Genomic DNA, 24,809 nt, shown 5'->3' with positions numbered 1-24,809 from the left:
CTGAATTAATGCGATTGCCGGCACGTCGATATCGCTATCGAGGCCGGCATTTTTAATGTCTTGTTACTGCTTGCTAAGTATTAGAACTGGTAGGTAGCAGACAACAAGAAGCTTCTTTCTGGTTCATTGAAAGTATTCGCCCCCGCGTTAGATGCTTGTGTACCTTCACGCTTAACGCTTTCGTTAAACAAGTTCTTAACCGACACGTTGAAGCTTAAGTTTTCGTCGAACGCGTAAATGGCGTTAATGTTGGTGATGGTATAGGCTTCGCGATCATCAGCTTCGATAACGGCGCCCGAGTTAACGCTGGCCGTAGGGCTTTCTGTCTCACCGTAATGTTGAGCGCTAAGCACAAGCTCAAGTGCATCGGTGGCTTGCCAGCTTATTAGCGAGTTCACTGTGTAGTCAGGAACGATAGATAATGGCTGGCCAGTAGATTTATCTTCTGACTCAAGCATCACGGTAAAGTTGGTCGACCACTCAATAGTACTGGTTACAGGGAACAACAAGTTACCTTCAAGGCCAGAAATAACAGCTTCAGGAACGTTAAACCACTGGAATACCTGAACGTTGGCCTCGCCACCTTCTTCGCCAGGTAACACAAACTCTGGCGGTACATTACCGGTGCCAATTTTGTCTTTATAGTCGTTGTGGAAGTAAGTAATACCCGCGTTCAAACCCTCTTCGTTGGTGTAGTTAACACCAATTTCTTTGTTTACTGAGGTTTCGTGCTCTAGGTCAGGGTTTCCTAGAATGTGACACCCGCCACCTAGGTTAGAGAAGTCAACTGGGCAACCATTACCTCGTGTGTAGTACACGTAGTTAGGGTTTAATTGATAGAGGTTTGGTGCTTTAAAAGCACGGCTAATACCACCTTGAACCACAATATTAGGCGATGCCTGCCATGATGTATTCAAGCTCGGGCTAAGGTTTGTACCCGCTTTGCTGTGATCATCAAAACGCAGTCCAGGCGTAAGCGTGATTGAATCCGTTAGCATGATGTTATCTTCAACATACACACCTACAAGCGTGGCGTCGGTTTCAGATGGACGATTTTCTGGGTCAGTCTCTACGCCAGGAATAGTACCGTCATCAACCACGTTCAGAGAAAGCTGATTGCTAACTGAATCGTCTAGGGTCTCTTTGCGGTATTCCGCACCAAACGTTGCGGTTTGATTGAAGCCGCCTAACGTTAAAGGCACATTCCACTCGGTCTTTGCGGTTATGTTCTCTAACTTGATGGTGGTCATTTCAAGGCTATTGATACGCCCTTCAGTTCCACCGGCCGCACCTTCACCTAAACGGCTGTTAGACGTGCTTTCGTATTGGATGTAACTAAATGAGTCGCCGAAGTCATACTCACCATTGTGTGTTACGCCGAACGTACGACGGTGCATTACTAGTGTTTCTTCACCAATTAGGCTCTGAGGATCAGTTTCTGCCAGGTCTTCTGGTTCAGGAATAATAACGTTGCCGTTTTCGTCAACAGGGTAGCTTACGCCCTGAAATGCGTTGTCACCGGCATAGCGGTTACCTTGGCGGCTATAGGCTGCTTCAAAATCCCAGCGATTAATTTCATCTTGGTCGAATCGAACCAAGGTACGCACGTCGATGTTTTCAACACCTTCACGCCCTGCCCCTACATTTTTGGATGTACCTCCGCGACCCGTTGTTACGTCTGTTGAATCTAGATTCACGCGTGGATCGTCAGCGTCTTGTTCGTTGTAGTTAACAATGGTGCGGTGTGAGAAACGCTCAGATAACGGTGCACTTGTTACTAGGTTAAAACGACGGTTATCGCCTTCGTATTTATTTGAAGAAAGCTCGGTCTGAGCGGTGATAGAGGTAGAAGCTTCATCAGGAGACTTAGTGATAATATTGATAACACCACCTGATGCGCCAGAGCCATAGCGAGCCGCTGCTGGACCACGAATAACTTCAATGCTCTCAATCGCTTCAGCTGGAACCCAGTTGCTGTCGCCTTGTGTGTTTCGCTCGCCTGAACGGCCCATTTTTACAGAGTTACGCGACAACACTGGCTTGCCATCAATTAAAATAAGCGTATTTTCTGGACCCATTCCGCGAATGTCGATTTGACGTTTATTGCCATACTGTCCTGAGCTTGAGTTACCTGTAAGGTTGATACCCGGCATGGTTCTTACAATTTCAGCGATATCGTTAGTGACAGGACGACGTTTGAAATCTTCTTCCGTAATGACAGACACGCCTTGGGCTTGCTTCAGCTCTTCAGACGCAGATTGCACAACAGTGGTGTCGAGCGTTTCTATCTCTTCGCTTTGCGCCAGCACACCCGCTGACAACATGGGAAACAGGGTTCCTAACAAAATAATGCGCTTACCATTTACAGGCATTTGATAATCCTTAATGTGTTGAGTGTTGGCCAGCCAGTGGCTCGCCATTTCAAAATGTTGTGTCTTGTTACGCGCGGCTTAACTTCATAAATGGCTCTAACGCCAAACATGAGCAAAGCACTAACTATTTGAGTTAGGGCAATTGGTGTGATTATTGTTATTCCAAGAAAGAATGCCCAAAAGTGAGACTATCCGTAGAAACTTGCATCCCCTGTCTGTCATAGGGAACTTTCATCGCTTTATTTCTCTTCTTATTTGCAAGAAGTGGCTAATCGTGCTCAAATCGCACTGCATCTTAATGACAATTATTATCATTTGCAATTTAATTAATATTGAAAGGCTTTTTACTTTCTTTACATAAAACTGACGAATATGCTTAAAACACCGCTAAATACAATTCCTAAAACCCTTGCAGCACTGTCTGATTACGAGAACCTGGCTCGGGAGCGACTAACCCCACAATCGTGGGCATATATTGCCGGTGGCTCTGCAGATGAATTGTCGATGCGAAGAAATCGAGAAAAATTAGACGACCTGTGTTTACTTCCCCGCGCTTTGAAAGATGTCAAACTGGGGGGAACTAAAACCACCTTGTTAGGGCAGCAGTTTGAACACCCTATAATTTCAGGGCCTGTTGCTTATCAAGCGTTAGCGCATCCCGATGGTGAGATTGCGACGGCGATGGCAACACAAGCTCAAGGCGGCTTATGGGTGATGAGCACGTTAGCCAGTTGCTCCTTTGAAGATATTTCTAGTCAGGTGGAAAGCCCCCGCTGGTTTCAACTCTATGTTCAACCTACCCTTTCACAAACTCTAGAACTCATACAAAAAGCAGAACATTTTCAGTTTTCAGCATTGGTAATCACCATCGATGCGCCAATTAACGGCTTGCGAAACCGTGAGCAGAGAGCTGAATTTTCGCTCCCTCCAAATGTGCGCGCGGTCAATATAGATACGCCTCCTCCCTTAGTGCACCCCGGAGAAGGCAAGAGCGTTGTATTTCAAGGGCTTATGGCACAGGCTCCTACATGGGACGATATTGCTTTTATCCAGCAACACACGTCATTGCCCATTGTGTTGAAAGGTATTCTTAATCCACTGGACGCTCAAAAAGCAGCGGAACTTGGCGTAGCGGGTATTGTAGTGTCGAATCACGGCGGCCGTGCTTTGGACAGCGTGCCTTCACCGGTAGAAATGCTTCCTATTATTCGCCAAACGGTTGGTGATGAAATGATGGTACTGGCCGACAGCGGTGTGCGCAGAGGCGCTGATGTGGTAAAGCTCATGGCACTGGGTGCTAACGCCGTGCTTATTGGTCGGCCTCTGATGTACGGATTAGCCACGGCGGGGGCATTAGGTGTTGCTCACACTATTCGATTGTTGAGAGACGAGCTTGAAATGACAATGGCGCTTTGCGGCGTAGGCTCCATAGAAGAAATAAATAAGCACTGTTTATGGCCCACAGCTTAGTCAATTTCTTAGAAAATTTCACCGCGCAAACACGCATTACTTGCAGGTCTTTAAGCTTAGGTTTCACTCCACTGTCTTAACAGATTGTGATACACACCCGAAAGCCTTACAATTTCAGCGTTATTAGGCGTCTCGGCGCTAAGTGCCTGAATACTCATATCTAAGTCGTACAGAATACGGCGTTGTTCAGCACTTCTCACTAAACTTTGCATCCAAAAAAACGATGCGAGTCGACGGCCCTTTGTAACAGGTGTCACTCTATGTAAACTGGTTGATGGGTACATTACCATATCGCCCGCCGCGAATTTCACACGCTGCTCTCCATAAGTATCTTGGATCACGAGCTCTCCCCCTTCGTATTCTTCGGGCTCACTGAGAAAAACCGTCATTGAGATATCCGTACGAACCTTTACAGCAGTTCCTGCCACCCGCCTAATGGTATTATCGATATGATCGCCAAATTCTCCTTCGCTCTGATAGCAGTTGAACATGGGAGGGTATATTTTATTAGGTAGCCCTGCCGCTAATATGTGCTGCGACTGACCCATTAAGCTCAAAATGAAATCCCCGAGCTGGCGTGCCGTGGGAGAATCTTCAGGCAACTGCAGGTTTTTCTTGGCATGTAACGCTAAATGCCCCGCTGTTACAGCGCCATCAACCCAATCGGCTTTCTCAAGAAGCGACACCGCATCGGTGACTTCTTGTTTGGTAAGGAAGTTCTCAATTCTAACCAGCATGATGTTCCCATTGTGGCAAAGCGAGTAAAATATAAAAAACCAGCCAGAGGTCTTTTTACCTAAGGCTGGTTTTATAATAACGAATACTCAATTAGAAAGTATAGTTAGCAAAGACAGCTACACTTCGAGGGTTCCCTGGACGGAAGTGCCCTTTAGCGCTGTAATCTACCACGTACTCTTCATCTGTTAAGTTATCAACGTTTAACTGAAGCTTTAGATCCTCTGTCACTTGATAAGATGCCATTAGGAAAAGCGTAGTGTAAGAATCGACCGTGAAATAAGCCGTATTTCTGCGCCAGTAGGTTTCACCAGAGTTGTAATAGATACCACCGCCCACATTCAGTTTGTTATCCATTGCAGCATAGTTAACCCAAATGTTAGCCGTATCATCTGGCGACGCTTGTAGACCGTTACCGATAGAATCCGCTGTCGTGTCCTGGGTAACTTCAGTATCTAAACTCGCATAGTTTGCAGAGATTGATAGTGAGTCCGTTAGCATACCTGTAACACTGACTTCATAGCCTTTAGACTCTTGCTCACCCGCTAGCGAATACACTGTGACACCGTCTTCAATATTTTGTGAATCGACCACGTCTTTCGTAGTTTCAAACACAGCACCGCTAACAAGTAGCTGGTCGTTAAAGAACTGCCATTTCACACCAAGTTCAGTGGTTACTGCATTTTCAGGCCTTACCGCATTTTGTGCGGCGTTGGTTGATAGCGCTAACGCTACGCCGGGCGGCTGCTTAGAATTACTGTGACTTAGGTAAATATTACCGTTCTCTGTAGGCATATAGCTCACCGCTGCACCGTAGCTAAAGTAGCTGTCTTGAGCGTCAAGCCCATCGAAACAACCGCTACGTCGACCACACGCAGAACCGGAGATATCAAAATCGTCATAACGCGCGTTTATGTCTACTTGAAGGTGCTCACCGACTTTGATGGTATCTAGAAGATATAAGGCTACCGTGCTCGCATCGCCCGAAGTGTCATTGCCGCTATGCGTTGTACCACCTGTTACAAACACGTTGTTTTGCAAGTCGAAAGGGTTAATGGTGGGAGCTTCCAACACATTGCCTTGCCCATCGACATAGGTGTAATTTGCTGTCACACCAAAACTGGTACGCTCTTCTTCTGCTACTTCTGCACCCAGCACAACACGATGCTTCAAAGCCCCAGATTCAAGCGAAAGAATTGCGTCTAGTTGTGATACAAATAAATCAGTCTCTTCGTCCAATGCTTGCAAGCGCTCAGCATTCAATAGGTTAGCTTCTTCACCTGAATTCCACCACGGACGACCAATTACTGACTCTTTTTCGTTGCTACCAAAACGGGTTTGGCTACGAAGCGTTACCACGTCGTTTACTTTGTGATTGATAACTAAGGTGTACATTTGTGTCGACACTTCTTCGAAGTCGCGGCCCGGCACACTGTAATATTCGTCCCATAAACCCGAATCTATCGGTCCTTCGGGCTGACCTGTAGCTTCTGCAGCCGCTGAAGTTAGGAAGGGAAGACCAAGCACCGGAACGTTATCCTGCTCCATCACAAATACATCAAGGTTTATGTCTGTTGCTTCATTCACTTTATAAAGTAATGAGCCCGCCACACCAGTGGTTTGGTATTCCTCAACGCCATTGTCAAAGAAGTCACCGCCATCGCTGTATAACAGGTTTAAACGGCCCGCAACATTCTCAGAAAGCTTCTTATTGTAATCCAGTGTTACACGTGCGTTTTCGAAAGAGTCATAGCGACCTGACACTGCACCAAAATCTTCAAGTCGCGCACGTTTAGTTGCCAGGTTAACGCTACCACCACCGGTAGAGCGACCGTCCAACGAGCCGCTTCCGCCCTTGATAACTTCTACAGCTTCGTAGTTGAAGGTATCGCGGCTGTAACCAGCTATATCGCGAATACCGTCTACATAAATATTTGAGCGTGCATCAAAACCACGAATGGTGACCTTATCGCTGGCAGACACGACACCACCACCACCTTCACCACCACCAAACGTTGATACGCCTGCAACGTTTCGAAGCGCATCATTTAAGTTGGTAATCCCCTGATCTTCAAGAAGGCGTTCTGAAATCACGTTGATCGAACGAGGGGTATTCGCGATGGGTTGCGTTAGCTTTACTGAAGAGGTTTCGTCAACTTTATAACCCGCTTCTTCGGTAGCTTGAACCTTAGTGGTTTCTAACTCTTGAACCGCGGTATTCTCTTGTTGAGCGAGTGCAGTTCCAAATGGTATTGCTGCGGTGACTGTCAGCGCTAATGCGCTTTTTTTTGTATTCATTTTCTTCATGAAAAAGAAGTCCCTTTAGTGCTTTTAAGTGTGTGATTAAATGCCTAAATGTACCGAGTTGAATTTTGGCACCGAGTAAAATACAGAGAGTTTAAACTTAATGCAAATTATTATTATTTGCATATGCTTTTACAAATTTACACTAAACTGACAGTCTGAACTGATAAAACGCGGGTTGATTAAGAATAAGTACAAGCTTATATGGCTTTCTTTTTCATTGGCTAAAGGTGTTTTGTAACAGTATGGTTTTGTAGAATTGAGCTAGAGATTCTGTAAGAAAAATGCCCTTAGTTCATCATAAGTCATATAAGACTCTGGAGTTTCATGGGCAATGAGGTATTCGGCATGAGACAGTCCTTCCACAATCTCAAGTTGACTCGTACCGTTGAAATCGCGAATTTTTCTATGCAGACGGACTGCATCGCTTAAAAATAGATCGCGTGTTCCTGCCACGATGAAAACAGGCGGAAACGAAGTAAAGTCACCATAAATAGGCGAAACACTAGGGTGTGATAAGTCGATAGTTCCAGCGTAAAGCGCTGCCGCAGATTGTAGTAGCCCTTCGTAGGTAACCAGCACACGATCAGCACCTTCATTAACTTGTCGACTATCCCCTGCCTGCGTTAAGTCTACCCATGGTGTGCCTGTATAGATAGCGCAAGGAAGGCTTATACTCTCGGCGGCCAGTGACTGTACAAGTGCAAGAACCAGCCCGGCGCCTGCGGATGTCCCTCCAACGAGTATGCGACGACTGTCAACGCTATCTAAAAGCGCTAGGTATACAGCTTTTAAATCACAAAGCGCGGCAGGTGCTGGGGCATGTGGCGGCATAGCGTAATCTACACTCAATACGGTTATTCCTAACCGTGATGCAATCAATAACCCTTCTTCAATACTCGGTAAGCCACCAAAAAATACATAGGCGCCCCCATGCACGTCTATATAAACATGGTTTTCAAAATGCGGTGACACCTCTTTCGGTGTGAGCTTACGAACTGTTACGCCGGCTATTTCCAGTAATTCCACACTGACATCTAATTGTTTACGCATGTTCTTTATTTTTTTCTTTTGCTGCGCATTTCGTTGCTGCACGAGCTCCCGCCAACTAGCAGCATCTTGAGGTACCGTTGCCTTAACCTCTGCGATAGGTGTCGTCGGAAATCTTTCGATAGCATCCTTAAGAGCATCACTAACGGTCTGTGTTTTTGGTTCGTTAGGTTTTGACATTATTTGCAGTGTTAAAGTTAATAAGCAGCGAGTTGGTGCCAATAATGTATAAATCCTACCAGCCTACACCGAATATGGAGTGCTTAGCGTAACGTATTCACTCGCCCGAAGCTTCAACATATAGTTTATACCAGTCCGCACAGATAATTACTCACTCAGCGAGAGTTAAAATGTTCGCGACCGCGGCGCGTTACCACAGGTATAGTGGTTTTACATCAAAGTGACGCAACAAAGTGTAATAAAATCTGTATTGAAGATCAGTCCTTACTTGGTTGTGCATCTGATATGATTGGAAATACTAGTCGAGCGCAGCGTGTTTTGAGGGCAGACAGGAAGAATTAAGCTGCATGTAGCCAATACACTCTAAGACATCTTGGTAGAATAATTAATAAGGATATATACAATGAAAAGAATACCCCTTCGTAAATGGGCAATGGCGGCAGGTTTCGCTATTTCGGCAACAGCCTTTGCAGGAAATGTAGAGCACGACCAGACCTCGGTTTGGAAAGTGTCGAAAGGCGATGATGCGGTTTATGTGGGTGGTACAATACATATTCTGCCAATCTCTGAATTTCCATTGCCCGCTACTTTCACTGAAACCTATGAAAAAAGTGACACTTTAGTTTTTGAAGTAAAAATGCCTGCCCCAACGGATATTGAAGGTCAGCAAAAAATGATGGCTGGGCTTGCTTACAAAGACGGTAAGTCGCTTAAAGATGATGTATCAGAAGAGACCTATCAGGCTCTCAATGTTTATTTAGCCAACTTTGGCGCAACAGCCGATCAGTTAGCGCAGTTTAAGCCAGGCATGGTTGCATCAATGCTGGTAGCTATGGAAGCACAACGCTCTCAGCTAGCTGGACAAGGTGTAGATGCCTACTTCATGCAGTTAGCTGCTCGCGACGGAAAAGCCAGTGAATATCTGGAATCGTTAGATTTTCAAATCAGTATGCTTGCCAATATGGGAGCCGGTGAAGAAGACCGCCTCATTTCTGAAACTTTGGAAACGCTACCAGAGCTAAAAGACATGCTTAAAAGCACCATAAAAGCATGGAGAGAAGGGAATACTCAGAAAATCGATGAACTGGTGGTAGACACATTCAAACGTGAATCTCCCGCTTCGTACGACGATGTTTTTACTAAGCGCAACCAAAACTGGCTACCTCAAATCGAAGCCATGTTTGGCGATGATGACCGAGAATTTGTCTTAGTCGGTGCTGGCCACCTAGTTGGCGATGACAGTGTTATCGCCTTATTAAAAGCGAAAGGCTACAAAGTCGAGCAAATGTAACCCCCTTGTTGCTACCGACCTAAATATCAAAGCTAGGCATAGTCCTAGCTTTTTTATGTCTATTACAGAGGGAAATCGCTCTCTGAACCTGACACCGCAGGGACGCGGTGTCGGAGCCCCCATGGATGGGTTTACGGCGTGTTTCAGAGGGCACAACAGTCACGAACTAAATCGCAGGCATAAAAAAGCGCACCTAAGTGCGCTTTTTTGGGCTTATGTTGCTAAGTCTAGATTAGTCTAGGATCTTAGATACAACACCAGCACCTACTGTACGACCACCTTCACGGATTGCGAAACGAAGACCTTCTTCCATCGCGATCGGAGCAATTAGCTCAACTTTGAATTTAAGGTTGTCACCAGGCATTACCATTTCTACGCCTTCTGGAAGCTCTACAGCACCAGTTACGTCAGTTGTACGGAAGTAGAACTGTGGACGGTAGCCTTTGAAGAATGGAGTATGACGGCCACCTTCATCTTTAGATAGTACGTATACTTCTGCTTCGAAGTTAACGTGTGGAGTGATTGAACCAGGCTTAGCTAGTACTTGACCACGTTCAACTTCATCACGCTTAGTACCACGTAGAAGAACACCAACGTTCTCACCTGCACGGCCTTCGTCAAGAAGCTTACGGAACATCTCAACACCAGTACAAGTAGTCTTAGTAGTGTCTTTGATACCTACGATTTCTACTTCTTCACCAACCTTGATGATACCTTGCTCAACACGACCTGTTACAACTGTACCACGGCCTGAGATTGAGAATACGTCTTCGATTGGAAGAATGAACGGCTTGTCGATTGCACGCTCTGGCTCTGGGATGTATGAATCAAGCGCTTCACCAAGCTCGATGATTTTCTTTTCCCACTCTGCGTCGCCTTCAAGCGCTTTAAGAGCTGAACCTTGGATAACTGGTAGGTCATCACCTGGGAATTCGTATTCGTTAAGAAGTTCACGAACTTCCATTTCTACTAGCTCTAGAAGCTCTTCATCGTCAACCATGTCACACTTGTTCATGAATACGATGATGTAAGGAATACCAACCTGACGACCAAGTAGGATGTGCTCACGAGTTTGTGGCATAGGGCCATCAGTCGCAGCAACTACTAGGATACCACCGTCCATCTGAGCAGCACCAGTGATCATGTTTTTAACGTAATCAGCGTGTCCTGGGCAGTCTACGTGTGCGTAGTGACGAGTAGGAGTATCGTATTCTACGTGTGAAGTAGAGATGGTGATACCACGTGCTTTTTCTTCAGGCGCGTTATCGATTTGATCGAAAGCCTGTGCGTTACCACCGTAAGTCTTTGAAAGAACTGTAGTGATTGCTGCAGTTAGCGTAGTTTTACCGTGGTCAACGTGGCCGATTGTACCCACGTTTACGTGGGGTTTCGTACGTTCAAACTTTTCTTTTGCCATTTTTCTCGTTTCCTAAGTTAAAAGTCCGACCCACCAATAGACCGGACCGAACCTTCATTTAGATTAAATTCTAGATTCAATAATAGCCTGCGCCACATTGTTCGGCGCCTCAGAATAATTGAAGAACTCCATTGAGTATGAAGCACGACCTTGTGTTTGTGAACGCAAGTCAGTTGCGTAGCCAAACATTTCTGAAAGCGGCACTTTAGCACGTATTATTTTAACACCTGCGACGCCATCTTCCATACCTTCGATCATGCCGCGGCGACGATTAATGTCACCAACTACATCACCCATCCAGTCTTCTGGAGTAGTCACTTCAACTTTCATTGTGGGTTCAAGTAACACCGGATTTGCTTCTGCGGCGCCTTTTTTGAAACCCATAGAGCCGGCGATCTTAAACGCCATTTCAGAAGAGTCAACATCGTGGTATGAACCGTCAAACAGCGTAACCTTTACATCAAGTACTGGATACCCTGCAAGAACACCACTTCGCATCTGCTCCTGAATTCCTTTATCGACCGCTGGAATGAACTCTTTTGGTACCACACCACCGACGATTTCGTTCACAAATTCGTAGCCTGAACCTTCTTCTTGAGGCTCAATGCGCAGCCATACATGACCAAATTGGCCGCGGCCGCCTGACTGACGAACGAACTTCCCTTCAACTTCAACAGATTTACGAAGGGTTTCACGATAAGCAACCTGAGGGTTACCTACGTTACATTCAACTTTAAATTCGCGCTTCATGCGGTCGACAATGATATCAAGGTGAAGTTCACCCATACCTGAGATAATCGTCTGGCCTGTCTCGTCGTCAGTTTTCACTTTGAATGACGGATCTTCAGCTGCAAGCTTGCTTAGGGCTATGCCCATTTTCTCTTGGTCAGCTTGCGACTTAGGCTCAACCGCAATTGAAATTACCGGCTCTGGGAACTCCATACGCTCTAGCGTAATAACATGGTTAGGGTCACAAAGCGTATCACCGGTTGTTACATCTTTAAGGCCAATGGCCGCAGCGATGTCACCTGCGCGTACTTCTTTAATTTCTTCACGGTCTTTCGCGTGCATTTGCACAATACGACCAAAGCGCTCACGCTTGCCCTTAACAGGGTTGTAAACCGTATCACCCGTGTTTACTACACCAGAGTAACAACGGAAGAAGGTTAGCGTACCCACAAATGGGTCGGTCGCTATTTTAAATGCTAGCGCTGAGAACGGCTCATCGTCGCTTGAATGACGCTCTGCTTCTGTCTCGTCTTTGTCGTCAAGTACACCAGTGATGGCCTTAACTTCTGTTGGAGACGGAAGATAATGAATAACAGAGTCTAGTACTGCCTGAACACCTTTGTTTTTGAAGGCACTGCCACAGGTGGCAAGAACAATTTCGTTGTTCAGCGTACGCTGACGAAGGCCTGAACGAATTTCTTCCTCAGAAAGCTCTTCACCTTCCAAGTATTTATTCATTAGCTCATCAGATGCTTCTGCAGCCGCTTCGATCATTTCGGTACGGTACTGCTCAGCGGTATCTAAATATTCAGCCGGAATGTCTTCATAGGCAAATGTCATACCCATGTCTTCTTCATTCCAGTTGATGGCTTTCATCTTCACAAGGTCGATGACGCCATGGAAATTCTCTTCAGCGCCCATGTTGATTTGAATCGGAACACAGTTTGCGCCTAAACGCTTGCGGATTTGACCCACAACACGTTCAAAATCAGCGCCAGCCCGGTCCATCTTATTAACGAACACAAGGCGTGGCACTTGATATTTGTCAGCCTGTCGCCAGACTGTCTCTGATTGAGGTTCTACCCCAGAAGACCCACAGAAAACAACAACTGCACCGTCTAGTACACGCAATGAACGCTCTACTTCGATAGTAAAGTCAACGTGTCCAGGGGTGTCGATGATGTTGATCCTGTGTTGATCGAACTGTTGCTCCATACCAGACCAGAAACAAGTCGTTGCAGCAGACGTGATAGTAATACCACGCTCCTGCTCTTGCTCCATCCAGTCCATGGTAGCAGCACCATCGTGCACTTCACCGATTTTGTGAGACAGTCCTGTATAAAACAGAACACGCTCTGTGGTCGTGGTTTTACCCGCGTCCACGTGAGCCACAATACCAATATTGCGATAACGCTCAATCGAGGTCTTACGAGGCATAAATCTCTCTCAGTTAAATAACGTTGATTACCAACGGTAGTGAGCAAACGCTTTGTTTGCTTCGGCCATACGGTGAACGTCTTCACGTTTCTTAACCGCTGAACCTTTATTATCTGCTGCGTCTAGCATTTCAGCCGCTAGGCGTTGTGCCATAGACTTTTCGCCACGTTTACGTGCAGCTTCAACCATCCAACGCATACCTAGCGCGTTACGACGAACTGGACGTACTTCAACTGGAACCTGATAAGTTGAACCACCAACACGACGAGACTTAACCTCTACTGTTGGGCGGATGTTATCAAGCGCTTCCTCGAAGATATCTAGGTGTGCTTTGCCGGTTTTTTCAGCAACAATATCAAGCGCACCGTAAACGATTTTTTCAGCGACTGACTTTTTGCCGTCGAGCATTACGACATTCATGAATTTCGCAAGCAGTTGTGAACCAAATTTTGGCTCTGGTAGGATTTTACGTTGACCTACGACTCTTCTTCTTGGCATTTTCTATTCTCCGTATGAATTCAGGGAAAACCCAAAACTCTTAAACTTCAGTTTGGCCTTACTAACGGAGAACCGTTATGACTTAGGCTTCTTCGCGCCGTACTTAGAACGGGCTTGTTTACGATCGTTTACACCTGCGCAGTCAAGAGTACCGCGAACTGTGTGATAACGAACACCTGGTAGATCTTTAACACGACCACCACGGATAAGTACTACACTGTGCTCTTGTAGGTTGTGACCTTCACCACCGATGTATGAAGAAACTTCAAAACCGTTAGTTAGACGTACACGACATACTTTACGTAGTGCAGAGTTTGGTTTCTTAGGCGTAGTAGTATATACACGAGTACATACACCACGTCTTTGTGGACAAGCTTGTAGAGCAGCTACGTTGCTTTTTTCAACGGGCTTTCTACGCGGCTTGCGCACTAACTGGTTAACTGTTGCCATTAACTAGCTCCTGATTAAAAACTACGAAAACCCAATCACTGTGATTGGGTCCATATTAATACGATTAATTGCTTAATCGCTCTTGTTTGTGAACATTGTGCTCGTCAACATTCACTGAGCTCTGATACAAAAAACCGCGACCGTTTATCGAGCCACTTATTGGCTATCCAAAATCGGGTCGCGGAATATTAAAGATCATCGCTCTGACTGTCAAGGTGTACAAAGGTTAAGCAGTTAATTTATCTGCAATCTGTACAACATGACTGCCAAATTGTTAGGAGTACGTTAACGTACTCCTATGATCTTGCCTTATTCGGCAGTATCTTCGTCTGCACCAGCATTAAGCGCTTCGGTTAGTGCCTGTTCTGCTTCAGCAGCAGAAACTGACATTTCTTCGATTTGCTCTTTGCGACGTTGTGCACGGCGTTCGTGGTAAGCGAAACCTGTACCCGCTGGAATTAGTCGACCAACGATTACGTTTTCTTTCAGACCGCGTAGGTCATCTTCTTTACCTTGAACCGCAGCTTCAGTTAGAACACGTGTTGTTTCTTGGAACGATGCCGCTGAGATAAATGACTCAGTAGACAGTGACGCTTTAGTGATACCAAGCAGCTGTGTTTCGTACTGCGCTGGGATCTTGCCGTGTTTTTCAATTTCACGGTTAGCCACTTTAACGTTCGATACTTCAACCTGTTCGCCTTCAAGGAACTGCGTATCGCCTGGATTAGTGATAATGCACTTGCGTAGCATCTGACGGATAACTACTTCAATGTGCTTATCGTTAATCTTAACACCCTGTAGGCGGTAAACTTCCTGAACTTCGTTCACGATGTAGTTTGCTACAGCTGAGATACCACGTAGACGTAGGATATCGTGTGGAGACTCTGGACCATCAGCGATAACTTCGCCTTTTTCCACTTTCTCACCTTCGAACACGTTAAGCTGACGCCACTTAGGAATCATCTCTTCGTACGCGTCACCCTCAGCAGGTGTAATTACAAGACGCTTCTTACCTTTGGTCTCTTTACCGAAGCCGATAGTACCTGAGATTTCTGCAAGGATAGCAGGCTCTTTAGGCTTACGTGCTTCAAATAGGTCCGCAACGCGCGGTAGACCACCCGTGATATCACGAGTCTTCGAGCTTTCCTGAGGAATACGTGCTAGCACGTCACCTTCGTTAGCCACTTTGCCTTCTTTCGCTTCGATGGTTGTGAAGCTTGGAAGACGAATTTCTTGAAGACCGAACTCGTCGCTTTCAAGAATTAGCTTAGGCTCTTTAGAGTTTACTTTCGCAAGGTCTTTAACAACGATACGGGTTAGACCAGTAAGCTCGTCTTGCTGCATTTCGGTGTTAGAGTCATCAATGTCAGCGAAGCTAATCTTAGCTGCACGTTCAGTGATGATTGGGTGACTATGCGGATCCCAGTTAGCAACAACGTCGCCAGCTGCAATAGTTGCACCGTCATCCACGCTAAGTACAGCACCGTAAGGTACTTTATAGCGCTCTTTCTCACGGCCTTGCTCGTCGATAACAGTAAGTTCTGTTGAACGAGAAACGATAACCACTTTGCCGTCAGAGTTACGTACGAACTTCGCGTTGTGTAGCTTAAGGCTACCCGCAGTCTTAACTTGTACGCTGTTCTCAGCAGATGCTCTTGATGCCGCACCACCGATGTGGAACGTACGCATGGTAAGCTGTGTACCTGGCTCACCGATTGACTGTGCTGCAATAACACCAACCGATTCACCGCTACCCACCATGTGACCACGTGCAAGGTCACGACCGTAACACTTAGCACAAACACCGAAGTCGTTGTCACAAGTGATTACCGAGCGAACCATGATTTGGTCAACTGAGTTAGCTTCAAGCATGTCTACTAACGCTTCGTCTAGAAGAACGTTCCGCTCAACTAGTACTTCGTTAGTACCTGGCTTAAGTACATCTTCTGCTACCACACGGCCTAGTACACGCTCGCGTAGTGGCTCAACAACGTCACCACCTTCGATTAGTGGTGTCATTTGAACACCTTCGAATGTGCCACAGTCGTCGTTAGTGATTACCAAGTCTTGTGCAACGTCTACTAGACGACGCGTTAGGTAACCCGAGTTCGCTGTCTTAAGTGCGGTATCCGCAAGACCTTTACGAGCACCGTGAGTTGAGATGAAGTACTGTAGTACGTTCAGACCTTCACGGAAGTTCGCCGTAATTGGGGTTTCGATGATTGAGCCATCTGGCTTAGCCATTAGACCACGCATACCAGCTAGCTGACGAATCTGAGCGGCACTACCACGAGCACCCGAGTCGGCCATCATGTAAACAGAGTTAAATGATGATTGCTCTTCTTCTTCGCCATCGCGGTTAATTACGATGTCAGTCTTAAGGTTATCCATCATGGCCTTAGCAACTTTTTCGTTGGCATTTGACCAGATATCGATAACTTTGTTGTAACGCTCACCCGCGGTAACAAGACCGTTTTGGAACTGTTCCTGAATTTCAATAACTTCTGCTTCCGCTGCATCAATGATGTCTTTCTTAGCAGCAGGGATAACCATATCGTCGATACCAACAGACGCACCCGCGATCATCGCGTAGTGGAAACCGGTATACATGATTTGGTCAGCAGCAATTACTGTGTCTTTCAGACCTAGCGTACGGTAACAAGCATTCAATAGTTTTGAAATTTGCTTCTTGCCCATCGCTTGGTTGATGATTTCAAACGGCAGACCCTTTGGAAGGATCAATGAGAAAATCGCACGACCAACAGTCGTGTCAGTTAGCGTTACTTTCTCAGTTTTGTTGCCATCTTCATCGATGTCATATTCAGTAATACGTACTTTAACGCGAGAGTGAAGCTCAGCATTACCTGTACGGTATGCTTTTTCTGCTTCATTCGGGCTGGTGAATACCATGCCTTCGCCTAAGCCGTTTACTTTGTCACGCGTTAGGTAATAAAGACCCAATACAACGTCCTGTGAAGGTACGATGATTGGCTCACCATTCGCAGGTGACAGAATGTTGTTCGTTGACATCATTAGCGCACGAGCTTCTAGCTGTGCTTCGATTGTCAACGGTACGTGTACCGCCATTTGGTCACCATCGAAGTCGGCGTTGTACGCCGCACACACTAGCGGGTGAAGCTGAATCGCTTTACCTTCGATTAGTGTTGGTTCGAATGCTTGGATACCCAAACGGTGAAGTGTAGGTGCACGGTTAAGTAGTACCGGGTGTTCGCGGATAACGTCGTCTAGTACGTCCCAAACCTCTGGTGCTTCGCGCTCTACAAGCTTCTTAGCTGCTTTAATTGTTGTCGCAAGACCACGACCTTCAAGCTTACCGTAGATAAACGGCTTAAATAGCTCAAGTGCCATCTTCTTAGGAAGACCACACTGGTGAAGACGTAGCGTAGGACCAACGGTAATTACAGAACGGCCTGAGTAGTCAACACGCTTACCAAGAAGGTTTTGACGGAAACGACCTTGCTTACCTTTGATCATGTCTGCAAGCGACTTAAGTGGACGCTTGTTAGAACCGGTAATCGCACGACCACGACGTCCGTTATCTAGAAGCGCATCTACAGACTCTTGAAGCATACGCTTTTCGTTGCGTACGATGATGTCTGGAGCAGCTAGGTCTAGAAGACGCTTAAGACGGTTGTTACGGTTAATAACACGACGGTATAGGTCGTTAAGGTCAGACGTTGCAAAACGGCCGCCATCTAGTGGTACTAGAGGACGTAAATCTGGTGGAAGTACCGGAAGAACCGTCATGATCATCCACTCTGGCTTGTTACCAGACTGTTGGAATGACTCAAGCAACTTAAGACGCTTAGTAATTTTCTTACGCTTAGTTTCAGAGTTGATTGAAGGCAGCTCTTCACGCATAGCCGCAACGTCTGCGTCTACGTCTAGTGCTGTAAGAAGATCGAATACTGCCTCAGCACCCATCTTCGCTTCAAACTCATCACCGTGCTCTTCAAGTGCATCCAAGTATTCTTCTTCGTTAAGAAGTTGGCTGCGCTCAAGCGTAGTCATACCTGGCTCTGTAACCACGTATGATTCAAAGTAAAGTACACGTTCAATATCACGAAGTGTCATATCTAGCATTAGGCCGATACGAGACGGAAGTGATTTCAGGAACCAGATGTGTGCTACCGGGCTAGCTAGCTCGATGTGACCCATACGCTCACGACGTACTTTAGTCAGTGTAACTTCAACGCCACACTTCTCACAGATAACACCACGGTGCTTAAGGCGCTTGTACTTACCGCAAAGACACTCGTAGTCTTTAACCGGACCAAAGATACGCGCACAGAACAGACCGTCACGCTCAGGCTTGAACGTACGGTAGTTAATTGTTTCAGGCTTTTTAACTTCACCGAATGACCATGAACGGATCATGTCAGGTGAAGACAGACCGATTCGAATATTATCGAATTCTTCAGTCTTGTTTTGTTGCTTTAGAAACTTTAATAAGTCTTTCACATTACTCTCCCAGCGGAGTCAGTCTCTAGAGCCCGGCGCAAGCGCCGGGCCATCTCATAACATTACGTGGCTAACGCCGTATTACTTTTCTTCAAGCTCGATGTTGATACCCAACGAGCGAATTTCTTTAAGTAGTACGTTGAATGACTCTGGCATGCCAGGTTCCATTCTGTGGTCGCCATCGACGATGTTCTTGTACATCTTGGTACGGCCGTTAACGTCATCCGACTTAACGGTAAGCATTTCTTGAAGGGTATATGCTGCACCGTATGCTTCAAGTGCCCACACTTCCATCTCACCGAAGCGCTGACCACCGAACTGTGCTTTACCACCAAGAGGCTGCTGTGTAACAAGGCTGTAAGAACCAGTAGAACGCGCGTGCATTTTGTCGTCTACTAAGTGGTTCAGTTTCAGCATGTACATGTAACCAACCGTAACTGGACGCTCAAATTCGCGACCGGTACGACCGTCAAACAAAGCAATCTGACCGCTTTCTGGAATATCAGCAAGCTTCAGCATTTCTTTGATTTCAGATTCACGAGCACCGTCGAATACAGGTGTTGCTACTGGAACACCCTTACGAAGGTTTTCCGCTAGACGACGAACTTCGTGGTCTGTGAAGCTATCGATGTCTACTTCTTGGTGATTCTCACCAAGCTCGTACACCTTCTTCAGGAAGTCACGTAGTTCAGCCAGCTCGCGCTGCTCTTTAATCATACGATCAATCTTCACACCAAGACCGTGTGCAGCCATACCCAAGTGCGTTTCTAGGATCTGACCGATGTTCATACGAGACGGTACACCTAGTGGGTTAAGAACGATATCTACCGGCGTACCGTTAGCATCGTATGGCATGTCTTCTACAGGCTGGATAGTCGAGATAACACCTTTGTTACCGTGACGACCGGCCATTTTATCACCCGGTTGGATGTGACGTTTAACCGCAAGGTAAACCTTAACGATCTTAAGCACGCCAGGTGCTAGGTCATCGCCTTGAGTAATCTTGCGACGCTTACCTTCAAACTTCTTATCGAAATCAAGTTTGATTTCAGCATGCTGATCAGCGATTTGGTCTAGCTCTAGCTGTGCATCTTCACTGTTAAGTGCGATTTCAAACCACTTTTCACGCGGCAGGCTGTCAAGCTTAGCTTGGTCAACACCAGCACGTAGAAGTGCAGTTTGTGCACGTGCAAAGATACCGTCTGCAAGAATTTCGAACTCGTCAGTAAGGTCTTTCTTAACCTGACGTAGCTGCATATCTTCAATTTCTAGCGCACGCTTGTCTTTTTCTACACCGTCACGGGTAAATACTTGAACGTCGATTACCGTACCGTGAACAGAGTTAGGTACACGTAGAGACGTATCTTTAACGTCAGACGCTTTCTCACCGAAGATTGCACGTAGTAGTTTTTCTTCTGGCGTAAGCTGCGTTTCACCTTTAGGCGTTACTTTACCTACAAGGATGTCACCGCCTTTCACTTCCGCACCAATGTAAACAACACCTGATTCATCAAGCTTGCTTAGTGCAGATTCACCCACGTTCGGGATATCAGAAGAAATTTCTTCTGGCCCAAGCTTAGTATCACGAGCGATACAGCTAAGCTCTTGAATGTGGATAGTAGTAAAACGGTCTTCCTGCGCTACACGCTCAGAAATAAGGATTGAATCCTCAAAGTTGTAACCATTCCACGGCATGAACGCGATACGCATGTTCTGACCAAGTGCAAGGTCACCTAGGTCTGTTGAAGGACCATCAGCTAGCACGTCGCCTGCAACAATCGGGTCACCAACACTACAAGTAGGCTTCTGATTGATACACGTGTTTTGGTTAGAACGAGTGTACTTAGTCAGGTTGTAGATATCGATACCTGCTTCACCTGGAAGCATTTCATCTTCGTCTACTTTAATAACGATACGGCTGGCATCTACGTAATCAACCACACCACCGCGCTTAGCAACTACAGTAACACCTGAGTCAACCGCGATAGTTCTTTCCATACCGGTACCAACTAGCGGCTTATCAGCGCGTAGTGTAGGTACTGCCTGACGTTGCATGTTCGCACCCATAAGTGCACGGTTCGCATCATCGTGCTCTAGGAATGGGATAATGCTTGCAGCAATTGAAACGATTTGCTGAGGTGAAACGTCCATGTACTTGATGTCTTCTTTCGGCATCAAGGTAGTTTCACCACGGTGACGACATGGAATTAGGTCGTCAACCAACTCGCCTGCTTCAGTCAACGCGATGTTTGCCTGAGCGATTGCGAATTGACCTTCTTCAATTGCAGATAAGTAATCGATTTCGTCTGTTACCACACCGTCTACAATGCGACGGAACGGCGTTTCTAGGAAACCGAAGTCATTGGTACGCGCGAAGCTTGCCAATGAGTTAATTAGACCGATGTTCGGGCCTTCCGGCGTTTCGATTGGACATAGACGACCGTAGTGAGTCGGGTGTACGTCTCGAACTTCGAAGCCTGCACGTTCACGTGTAAGACCACCCGGGCCTAATGCAGAAATACGACGCTTATGCGTTACTTCTGATAGCGGATTGTTTTGGTCCATGAACTGAGAAAGCTGAGATGAACCGAAGAACTCTTTAACCGCAGCCGAGATAGGCTTAGCGTTAATAAGATCTTGTGGCATCACGTTGTCTAGGTCGCCTAAGCTTAGACGCTCTTTAACTGCACGCTCAACACGTACAAGACCAACGCGGAATTGGTTCTCTGCCATTTCACCTACAGAACGGATACGACGGTTACCTAGGTGATCGATGTCATCTACTTCGTCTTTACCGTCACGAATCATTATTAGCTGCTTCATTACAGAAATAATGTCTTCTTTATCTAGTGTACCAGCACCAATAAGTTCTTCACGGCCAAGACGGCGGTTGAACTTCATGCGGCCAACAGAAGACAGGTCGTAACGTTCATCAGAGAAGAACAGGTTATCGAACAAGGTTTCAGCTGCATCTTTTGTTGGTGGCTCACCAGGACGCATCATACGGTAAATTTCAACTAGTGCTTCAAGGCGGTTAGTTGAAGAATCGATACGTAGCGTATCTGAAATGTATGAACCGTGATCTAGCTCGTTGATGTAAAGCGTTTCGAACTCTTTGATGCCCGCTTGGCTAAGTGCCGCTAGGTTTTCAAGGGTTAGTTCGTCGTTCGCGCTTACAATCACTTCGCCTGTGTCTTCGTTTACATAAGTAGCTGCGTAAACACGGCCAATTAGGTAATCGGCTGGAACTTCAAGTTCTGTAAGACCGGCTTTTTCTAGTGCACGCGTGTGGCGCGCAGAAATACGACGACCCGTTTCAACAACAACGTTGCCTTCACCGTCAATGATGTCAAAAGCAGCCGTCTCACCACGTAGGCGATCTGGAACCACTTCCATCATTAGTTTGTCTTTGTCGATACGTACGCTTACTTTGTCGAAGAAAGTATCTAGGATTTCTTCAGACGTCATTTCAAGTGCGCGTAAGATAATCGTTGCAGGCAACTTACGACGACGGTCGATACGTACGAATAGGTTATCTTTCGGGTCAAACTCGAAGTCTAACCACGAACCACGGTAAGGAATTACACGTGCGTTATAAAGCACTTTACCTGACGAGTGGGTTTTACCTTTGTCGTGATCAAAGAATACACCAGGTGAACGGTGTAGCTGTGACACGATAACACGCTCTGTACCATTGATAACGAACGTACCGTTCTCAGTCATCAACGGGATCTCGCCCATGTACACTTCTTGTTCTTTAATATCTTTTACGGTACCTGGCGCAGCGTCTTTATCGAACAACACTAACCGTAGTTTTACTCTTAACGGAGCAGAGAAAGTTACGCCGCGAATTTGACATTCTTTAACGTCGAAAACGGGCTCTCCCAGGCGGTAGCTTACATACTGAAGCTCTGAACTACCTGAGTAGCTTTTAATTGGAAAAACGGAACGAAATGCTGCTTCCAAACCGTATTGAGCATCTGCATCGATCTCAATAAACTTTTTGAAAGAATCAAGCTGAATTGAAAGAAGGTATGGAATTTCCAATACCTGTGGGCGTTTGCCAAAATCCTTACGGATACGTTTCTTTTCGCTATAAGAGTAAACCATGGGTTCCTCAGCCTGCTGATTTATGACCCAACCTGCTGCAAAATGCTTTAAAACGCGTGCTATGGGCTAAAAGCTACGTTTCAAATGGCGCACTAAGCAACAAACTTCCACAACCCTTTTTCGGGCAGATACACCAGCATACAACAAAATTTAACCAATTATTAGTTAACTTGTTGGATTTTTATGCTTTTTATGGGTATTTCCGAATGGCGCTTTAAGTAGTGTAACCAAGGGTTAGATTCTACACACTATACAGCGCAAAAAGGCTGGTGGTTTAAAAAACCACCAGCCTTGCCGTCTCAGGCAATAATCTGACTATGTCAGATTACTTGATTTCTACTTCTGCACCAGCTTCTTCAAGCTCTTTCTTAAGTGCTTCAGCTTCATCTTTGCTTACGCCTTCTTTGATAGCTTTAGGAGCAGACTCAACTACTTCTTTAGCTTCTTTAAGACCTAGGCCAGTCGCGCCGCGAACTGCTTTGATAACTGCAACTTTGTTGCCACCGAATGAAGTCATTACAACGTCGAATTCAGTCTTTTCTTCTGCAGCAGCAGCGTCACCGCCAGCAGCTGGACCAGCAACAGCAACAGCAGCTGCAGCAGATACGTTGAATTTTTCTTCAGCCGCTTCGATTAGTTCAACCAGTTCCATTACTGGCATTTCAGCGATTGCGTTTAAGATATCTTCTTTAGTTAGAGCCATGTTCTCTAAACTCCTGGGTATAAAATGTTAAAAAAATCAATATGCCAAAAACGCCAATTACTTGGTGTCTTTGACCGCCGCCAATACGCGCACAAACTTGCCAGGAACTTCGTTGATTGTTTGAACGAATTTCCCAACTGGTGCTTTGAAGGTTGCAAGTAGTTTCGCAAGCGCTTCGTCGCGGGTAGGTAGTGCTGCAACTGCGTCCAATTTCTCTGGACCAAGAAGACCGCTACCAATAGATAGTGCTGTAACTTTTAGCTTATCGTTAGTCTTACCGAAGTCTTTGAAAAGACGTGCCGCACCGCCTGGTGCGTCGATAGAGAAACCATAGATAAGCGGACCAGTTAAGGCGCTGTCTAAGTCTGCAAATTGACTGTCTGCTAGAGCACGCTTTGCAAGAGTATTACGTACAACCTTTAGGTATACGCCTTGCTCACGAGCTTTAACACGTAGGTCAGTCAGTTCTGCAACTTCCATCCCACGGTATTCAGCAACGGCTACGGATAGAGCGCGAGACGCAACTTCAGAAACTTCTGCTACGATCTCTTTTTTTGCTGCTAAACCTAGTGCCACTGAGTTCACCTCTTTGTATCTGACTTTGTTTGCGGTTACCCGCTTACGCCGTCAGGGTTCACAGATTGATACCAACCCTCATGGTTGATACCGCTCTACGGTGTTTGTTACCCCAGAGAGTCTGAGTCAAACCACCGTCTGCGCAGGTTGTTGTATTAAGCAGTGTGTTGACTGTGAAAGTTCTCTTACCTCTTTCACCACACCGCACCTGCGGTCTAGGACGGGAGCTGCTTATTAGCACTGCTAATTGTCACAGCTCCAACCCATAACCTTTAAGAGATTTCGATGAGCCTAAGCTCAGCGAAATTAAAGACCTACAGAAGCCTTATCAAGAGCAACACCAGCACCCATTGTAGTGCTTAAGCTGATCTTCTTGATGTATGTACCTTTAGCAGAAGAAGGCTTAGCTTTCTTAAGTGCTTCAAGTAGCGCTTCAAGGTTTTCTTGAATTTGGTTCGCTTCGAACGCGATCTTACCGATGCTAGCGTGGATGATACCGTTCTTATCGTTACGGTAGCGTACCTGACCAGCTTTAGCGTTCTTAACTGCCGTTGCAACGTCAGGCGTTACAGTGCCAGTTTTTGGGTTAGGCATAAGGCCGCGTGGACCTAAGATTTGACCTAGTTGACCAACAACACGCATCGCGTCTGGGCTAGCAACTACTACGTCAAAGTTCATTTCGCCTTTCTTAACTTGCTCAGCTAAGTCGTCCATACCAACGATGTCTGCACCAGCTTCTTTAGCTGCTTCAGCATTTGCACCTTGAGTGAATACTGCAACGCGAACTTCTTTACCAGTACCGTTAGGTAGTACAGTTGCACCACGAACGTTTTGGTCAGATTTTTTCGCATCGATACCAAGGTTAACAGATACGTCTACGCTTTCTGCGAACTTAGCTGTTGCTAGTTCTTTAAGAAGCGCTACTGCTTCGTTGATTTCATACTCTTTAGTAGAGTCAACTTTGTCGCGGATTACGCGAGCGCGTTTAGTTAATTTAGCCATTCG

15 protein-coding genes are annotated in these 24,809 nt (G+C 46.1%); 2 read left to right on the top strand and 13 right to left on the bottom strand.

The genetic code is table 11. The features are described 5' to 3' along the window. Positions 1 to 80: 80 nt before the first annotated feature. Positions 81 to 2,372 (bottom strand): FepA family TonB-dependent siderophore receptor, encoded by a 2,292-nt coding sequence (locus tag MHM87_RS09030; RefSeq protein ID WP_239258711.1) that lies wholly within the window; start codon positions 2,370 to 2,372, stop codon positions 81 to 83. A 372-nt stretch (positions 2,373 to 2,744) separates the two neighbouring features. Between MHM87_RS09030 and MHM87_RS09025 the strand changes: the two genes are divergently transcribed. Further along, positions 2,745 to 3,842 carry an alpha-hydroxy acid oxidase gene (locus MHM87_RS09025; RefSeq protein WP_075177868.1) on the top strand — a complete coding sequence of 366 codons (1,098 nt, stop codon included), beginning with the start codon at positions 2,745 to 2,747 and terminating at the stop codon, positions 3,840 to 3,842. 56 nt (positions 3,843 to 3,898) lie between these two features. Here the strand turns inward: MHM87_RS09025 and MHM87_RS09020 are convergent, their stop codons facing one another. The 3 genes from MHM87_RS09020 to MHM87_RS09010 all read right to left on the bottom strand — a co-directional run bounded on the left by MHM87_RS09020 (position 3,899) and on the right by MHM87_RS09010 (position 8,111). Beyond that, complete coding sequence (locus tag MHM87_RS09020) at positions 3,899 to 4,579, bottom strand: Fe2+-dependent dioxygenase (protein ID WP_014951030.1); 681 nt, start codon at positions 4,577 to 4,579, stop codon at positions 3,899 to 3,901. Positions 4,580 to 4,670: 91 nt separating this feature from the next. Continuing rightward, positions 4,671 to 6,884 (bottom strand): TonB-dependent siderophore receptor, encoded by a 2,214-nt coding sequence (locus MHM87_RS09015; RefSeq protein WP_039234925.1) that lies wholly within the window; start codon positions 6,882 to 6,884, stop codon positions 4,671 to 4,673. Positions 6,885 to 7,145: 261 nt separating this feature from the next. Continuing rightward, a complete protein-coding gene (locus MHM87_RS09010; RefSeq protein ID WP_239258709.1) occupies positions 7,146 to 8,111 on the bottom strand; it encodes an alpha/beta hydrolase fold domain-containing protein in 966 nt (321 codons plus the stop codon). 403 nt (positions 8,112 to 8,514) lie between these two features. On the opposite strand from MHM87_RS09010, the gene MHM87_RS09005 reads away from it, so the two are divergent. Then, positions 8,515 to 9,402: a TraB/GumN family protein gene (locus MHM87_RS09005; protein ID WP_239258707.1), complete on the top strand. Its 888-nt coding sequence runs from the start codon at positions 8,515 to 8,517 to the stop codon at positions 9,400 to 9,402. 232 nt (positions 9,403 to 9,634) lie between these two features. On the opposite strand, the gene tuf is transcribed toward MHM87_RS09005, so the two are convergent. The 9 genes from tuf to rplA form a co-directional block, all read right to left on the bottom strand. Continuing rightward, complete coding sequence (gene tuf, locus MHM87_RS09000) at positions 9,635 to 10,819, bottom strand: elongation factor Tu (protein WP_014977498.1); 1,185 nt, start codon at positions 10,817 to 10,819, stop codon at positions 9,635 to 9,637. A gap of 63 nt (positions 10,820 to 10,882) precedes the next feature. Continuing rightward, positions 10,883 to 12,985, bottom strand: coding sequence for an elongation factor G (gene fusA / locus MHM87_RS08995; RefSeq protein ID WP_239258705.1), 2,103 nt, complete (start codon positions 12,983 to 12,985; stop codon positions 10,883 to 10,885). A 27-nt stretch (positions 12,986 to 13,012) separates the two neighbouring features. Next, the gene (rpsG, locus tag MHM87_RS08990) at positions 13,013 to 13,483 is read right to left on the bottom strand and encodes a 30S ribosomal protein S7 (RefSeq protein WP_014951036.1); all 471 of its coding nucleotides are present in this window, start codon (positions 13,481 to 13,483) and stop codon (positions 13,013 to 13,015) included. Between the two features lie 75 nt (positions 13,484 to 13,558). Beyond that, on the bottom strand, positions 13,559 to 13,933 hold the full coding sequence (rpsL, locus tag MHM87_RS08985) for a 30S ribosomal protein S12 (RefSeq protein WP_014951037.1): 375 nt from the start codon (positions 13,931 to 13,933) through the stop codon (positions 13,559 to 13,561). Positions 13,934 to 14,242: 309 nt separating this feature from the next. Continuing rightward, positions 14,243 to 18,415 carry a DNA-directed RNA polymerase subunit beta' gene (gene rpoC / locus MHM87_RS08980; protein ID WP_071816177.1) on the bottom strand — a complete coding sequence of 1,391 codons (4,173 nt, stop codon included), beginning with the start codon at positions 18,413 to 18,415 and terminating at the stop codon, positions 14,243 to 14,245. Positions 18,416 to 18,496: 81 nt separating this feature from the next. Further along, the gene (rpoB, locus tag MHM87_RS08975) at positions 18,497 to 22,525 is read right to left on the bottom strand and encodes a DNA-directed RNA polymerase subunit beta (protein ID WP_014977618.1); all 4,029 of its coding nucleotides are present in this window, start codon (positions 22,523 to 22,525) and stop codon (positions 18,497 to 18,499) included. A 325-nt stretch (positions 22,526 to 22,850) separates the two neighbouring features. Continuing rightward, positions 22,851 to 23,228 carry a 50S ribosomal protein L7/L12 gene (gene rplL, locus MHM87_RS08970; protein WP_015068303.1) on the bottom strand — a complete coding sequence of 126 codons (378 nt, stop codon included), beginning with the start codon at positions 23,226 to 23,228 and terminating at the stop codon, positions 22,851 to 22,853. A 57-nt stretch (positions 23,229 to 23,285) separates the two neighbouring features. Then, a complete protein-coding gene (gene rplJ / locus MHM87_RS08965; RefSeq protein WP_014951041.1) occupies positions 23,286 to 23,804 on the bottom strand; it encodes a 50S ribosomal protein L10 in 519 nt (172 codons plus the stop codon). A 306-nt stretch (positions 23,805 to 24,110) separates the two neighbouring features. Further along, entirely contained in the window at positions 24,111 to 24,806 is a 696-nt protein-coding gene (gene rplA, locus MHM87_RS08960) for a 50S ribosomal protein L1 (RefSeq protein ID WP_239258703.1), read from the bottom strand. Between the last annotated feature and the right edge of the window lie 3 nt (positions 24,807 to 24,809).

The organism is Alteromonas sp. Cnat3-28, from assembly GCF_022348265.1.
GTDB lineage: Bacteria > Pseudomonadota > Gammaproteobacteria > Enterobacterales > Alteromonadaceae > Alteromonas > Alteromonas macleodii.
The sequence above is the reverse complement of the archived record's forward strand: the minus strand, read 5'-3'. Positions and strand labels throughout refer to the sequence as shown.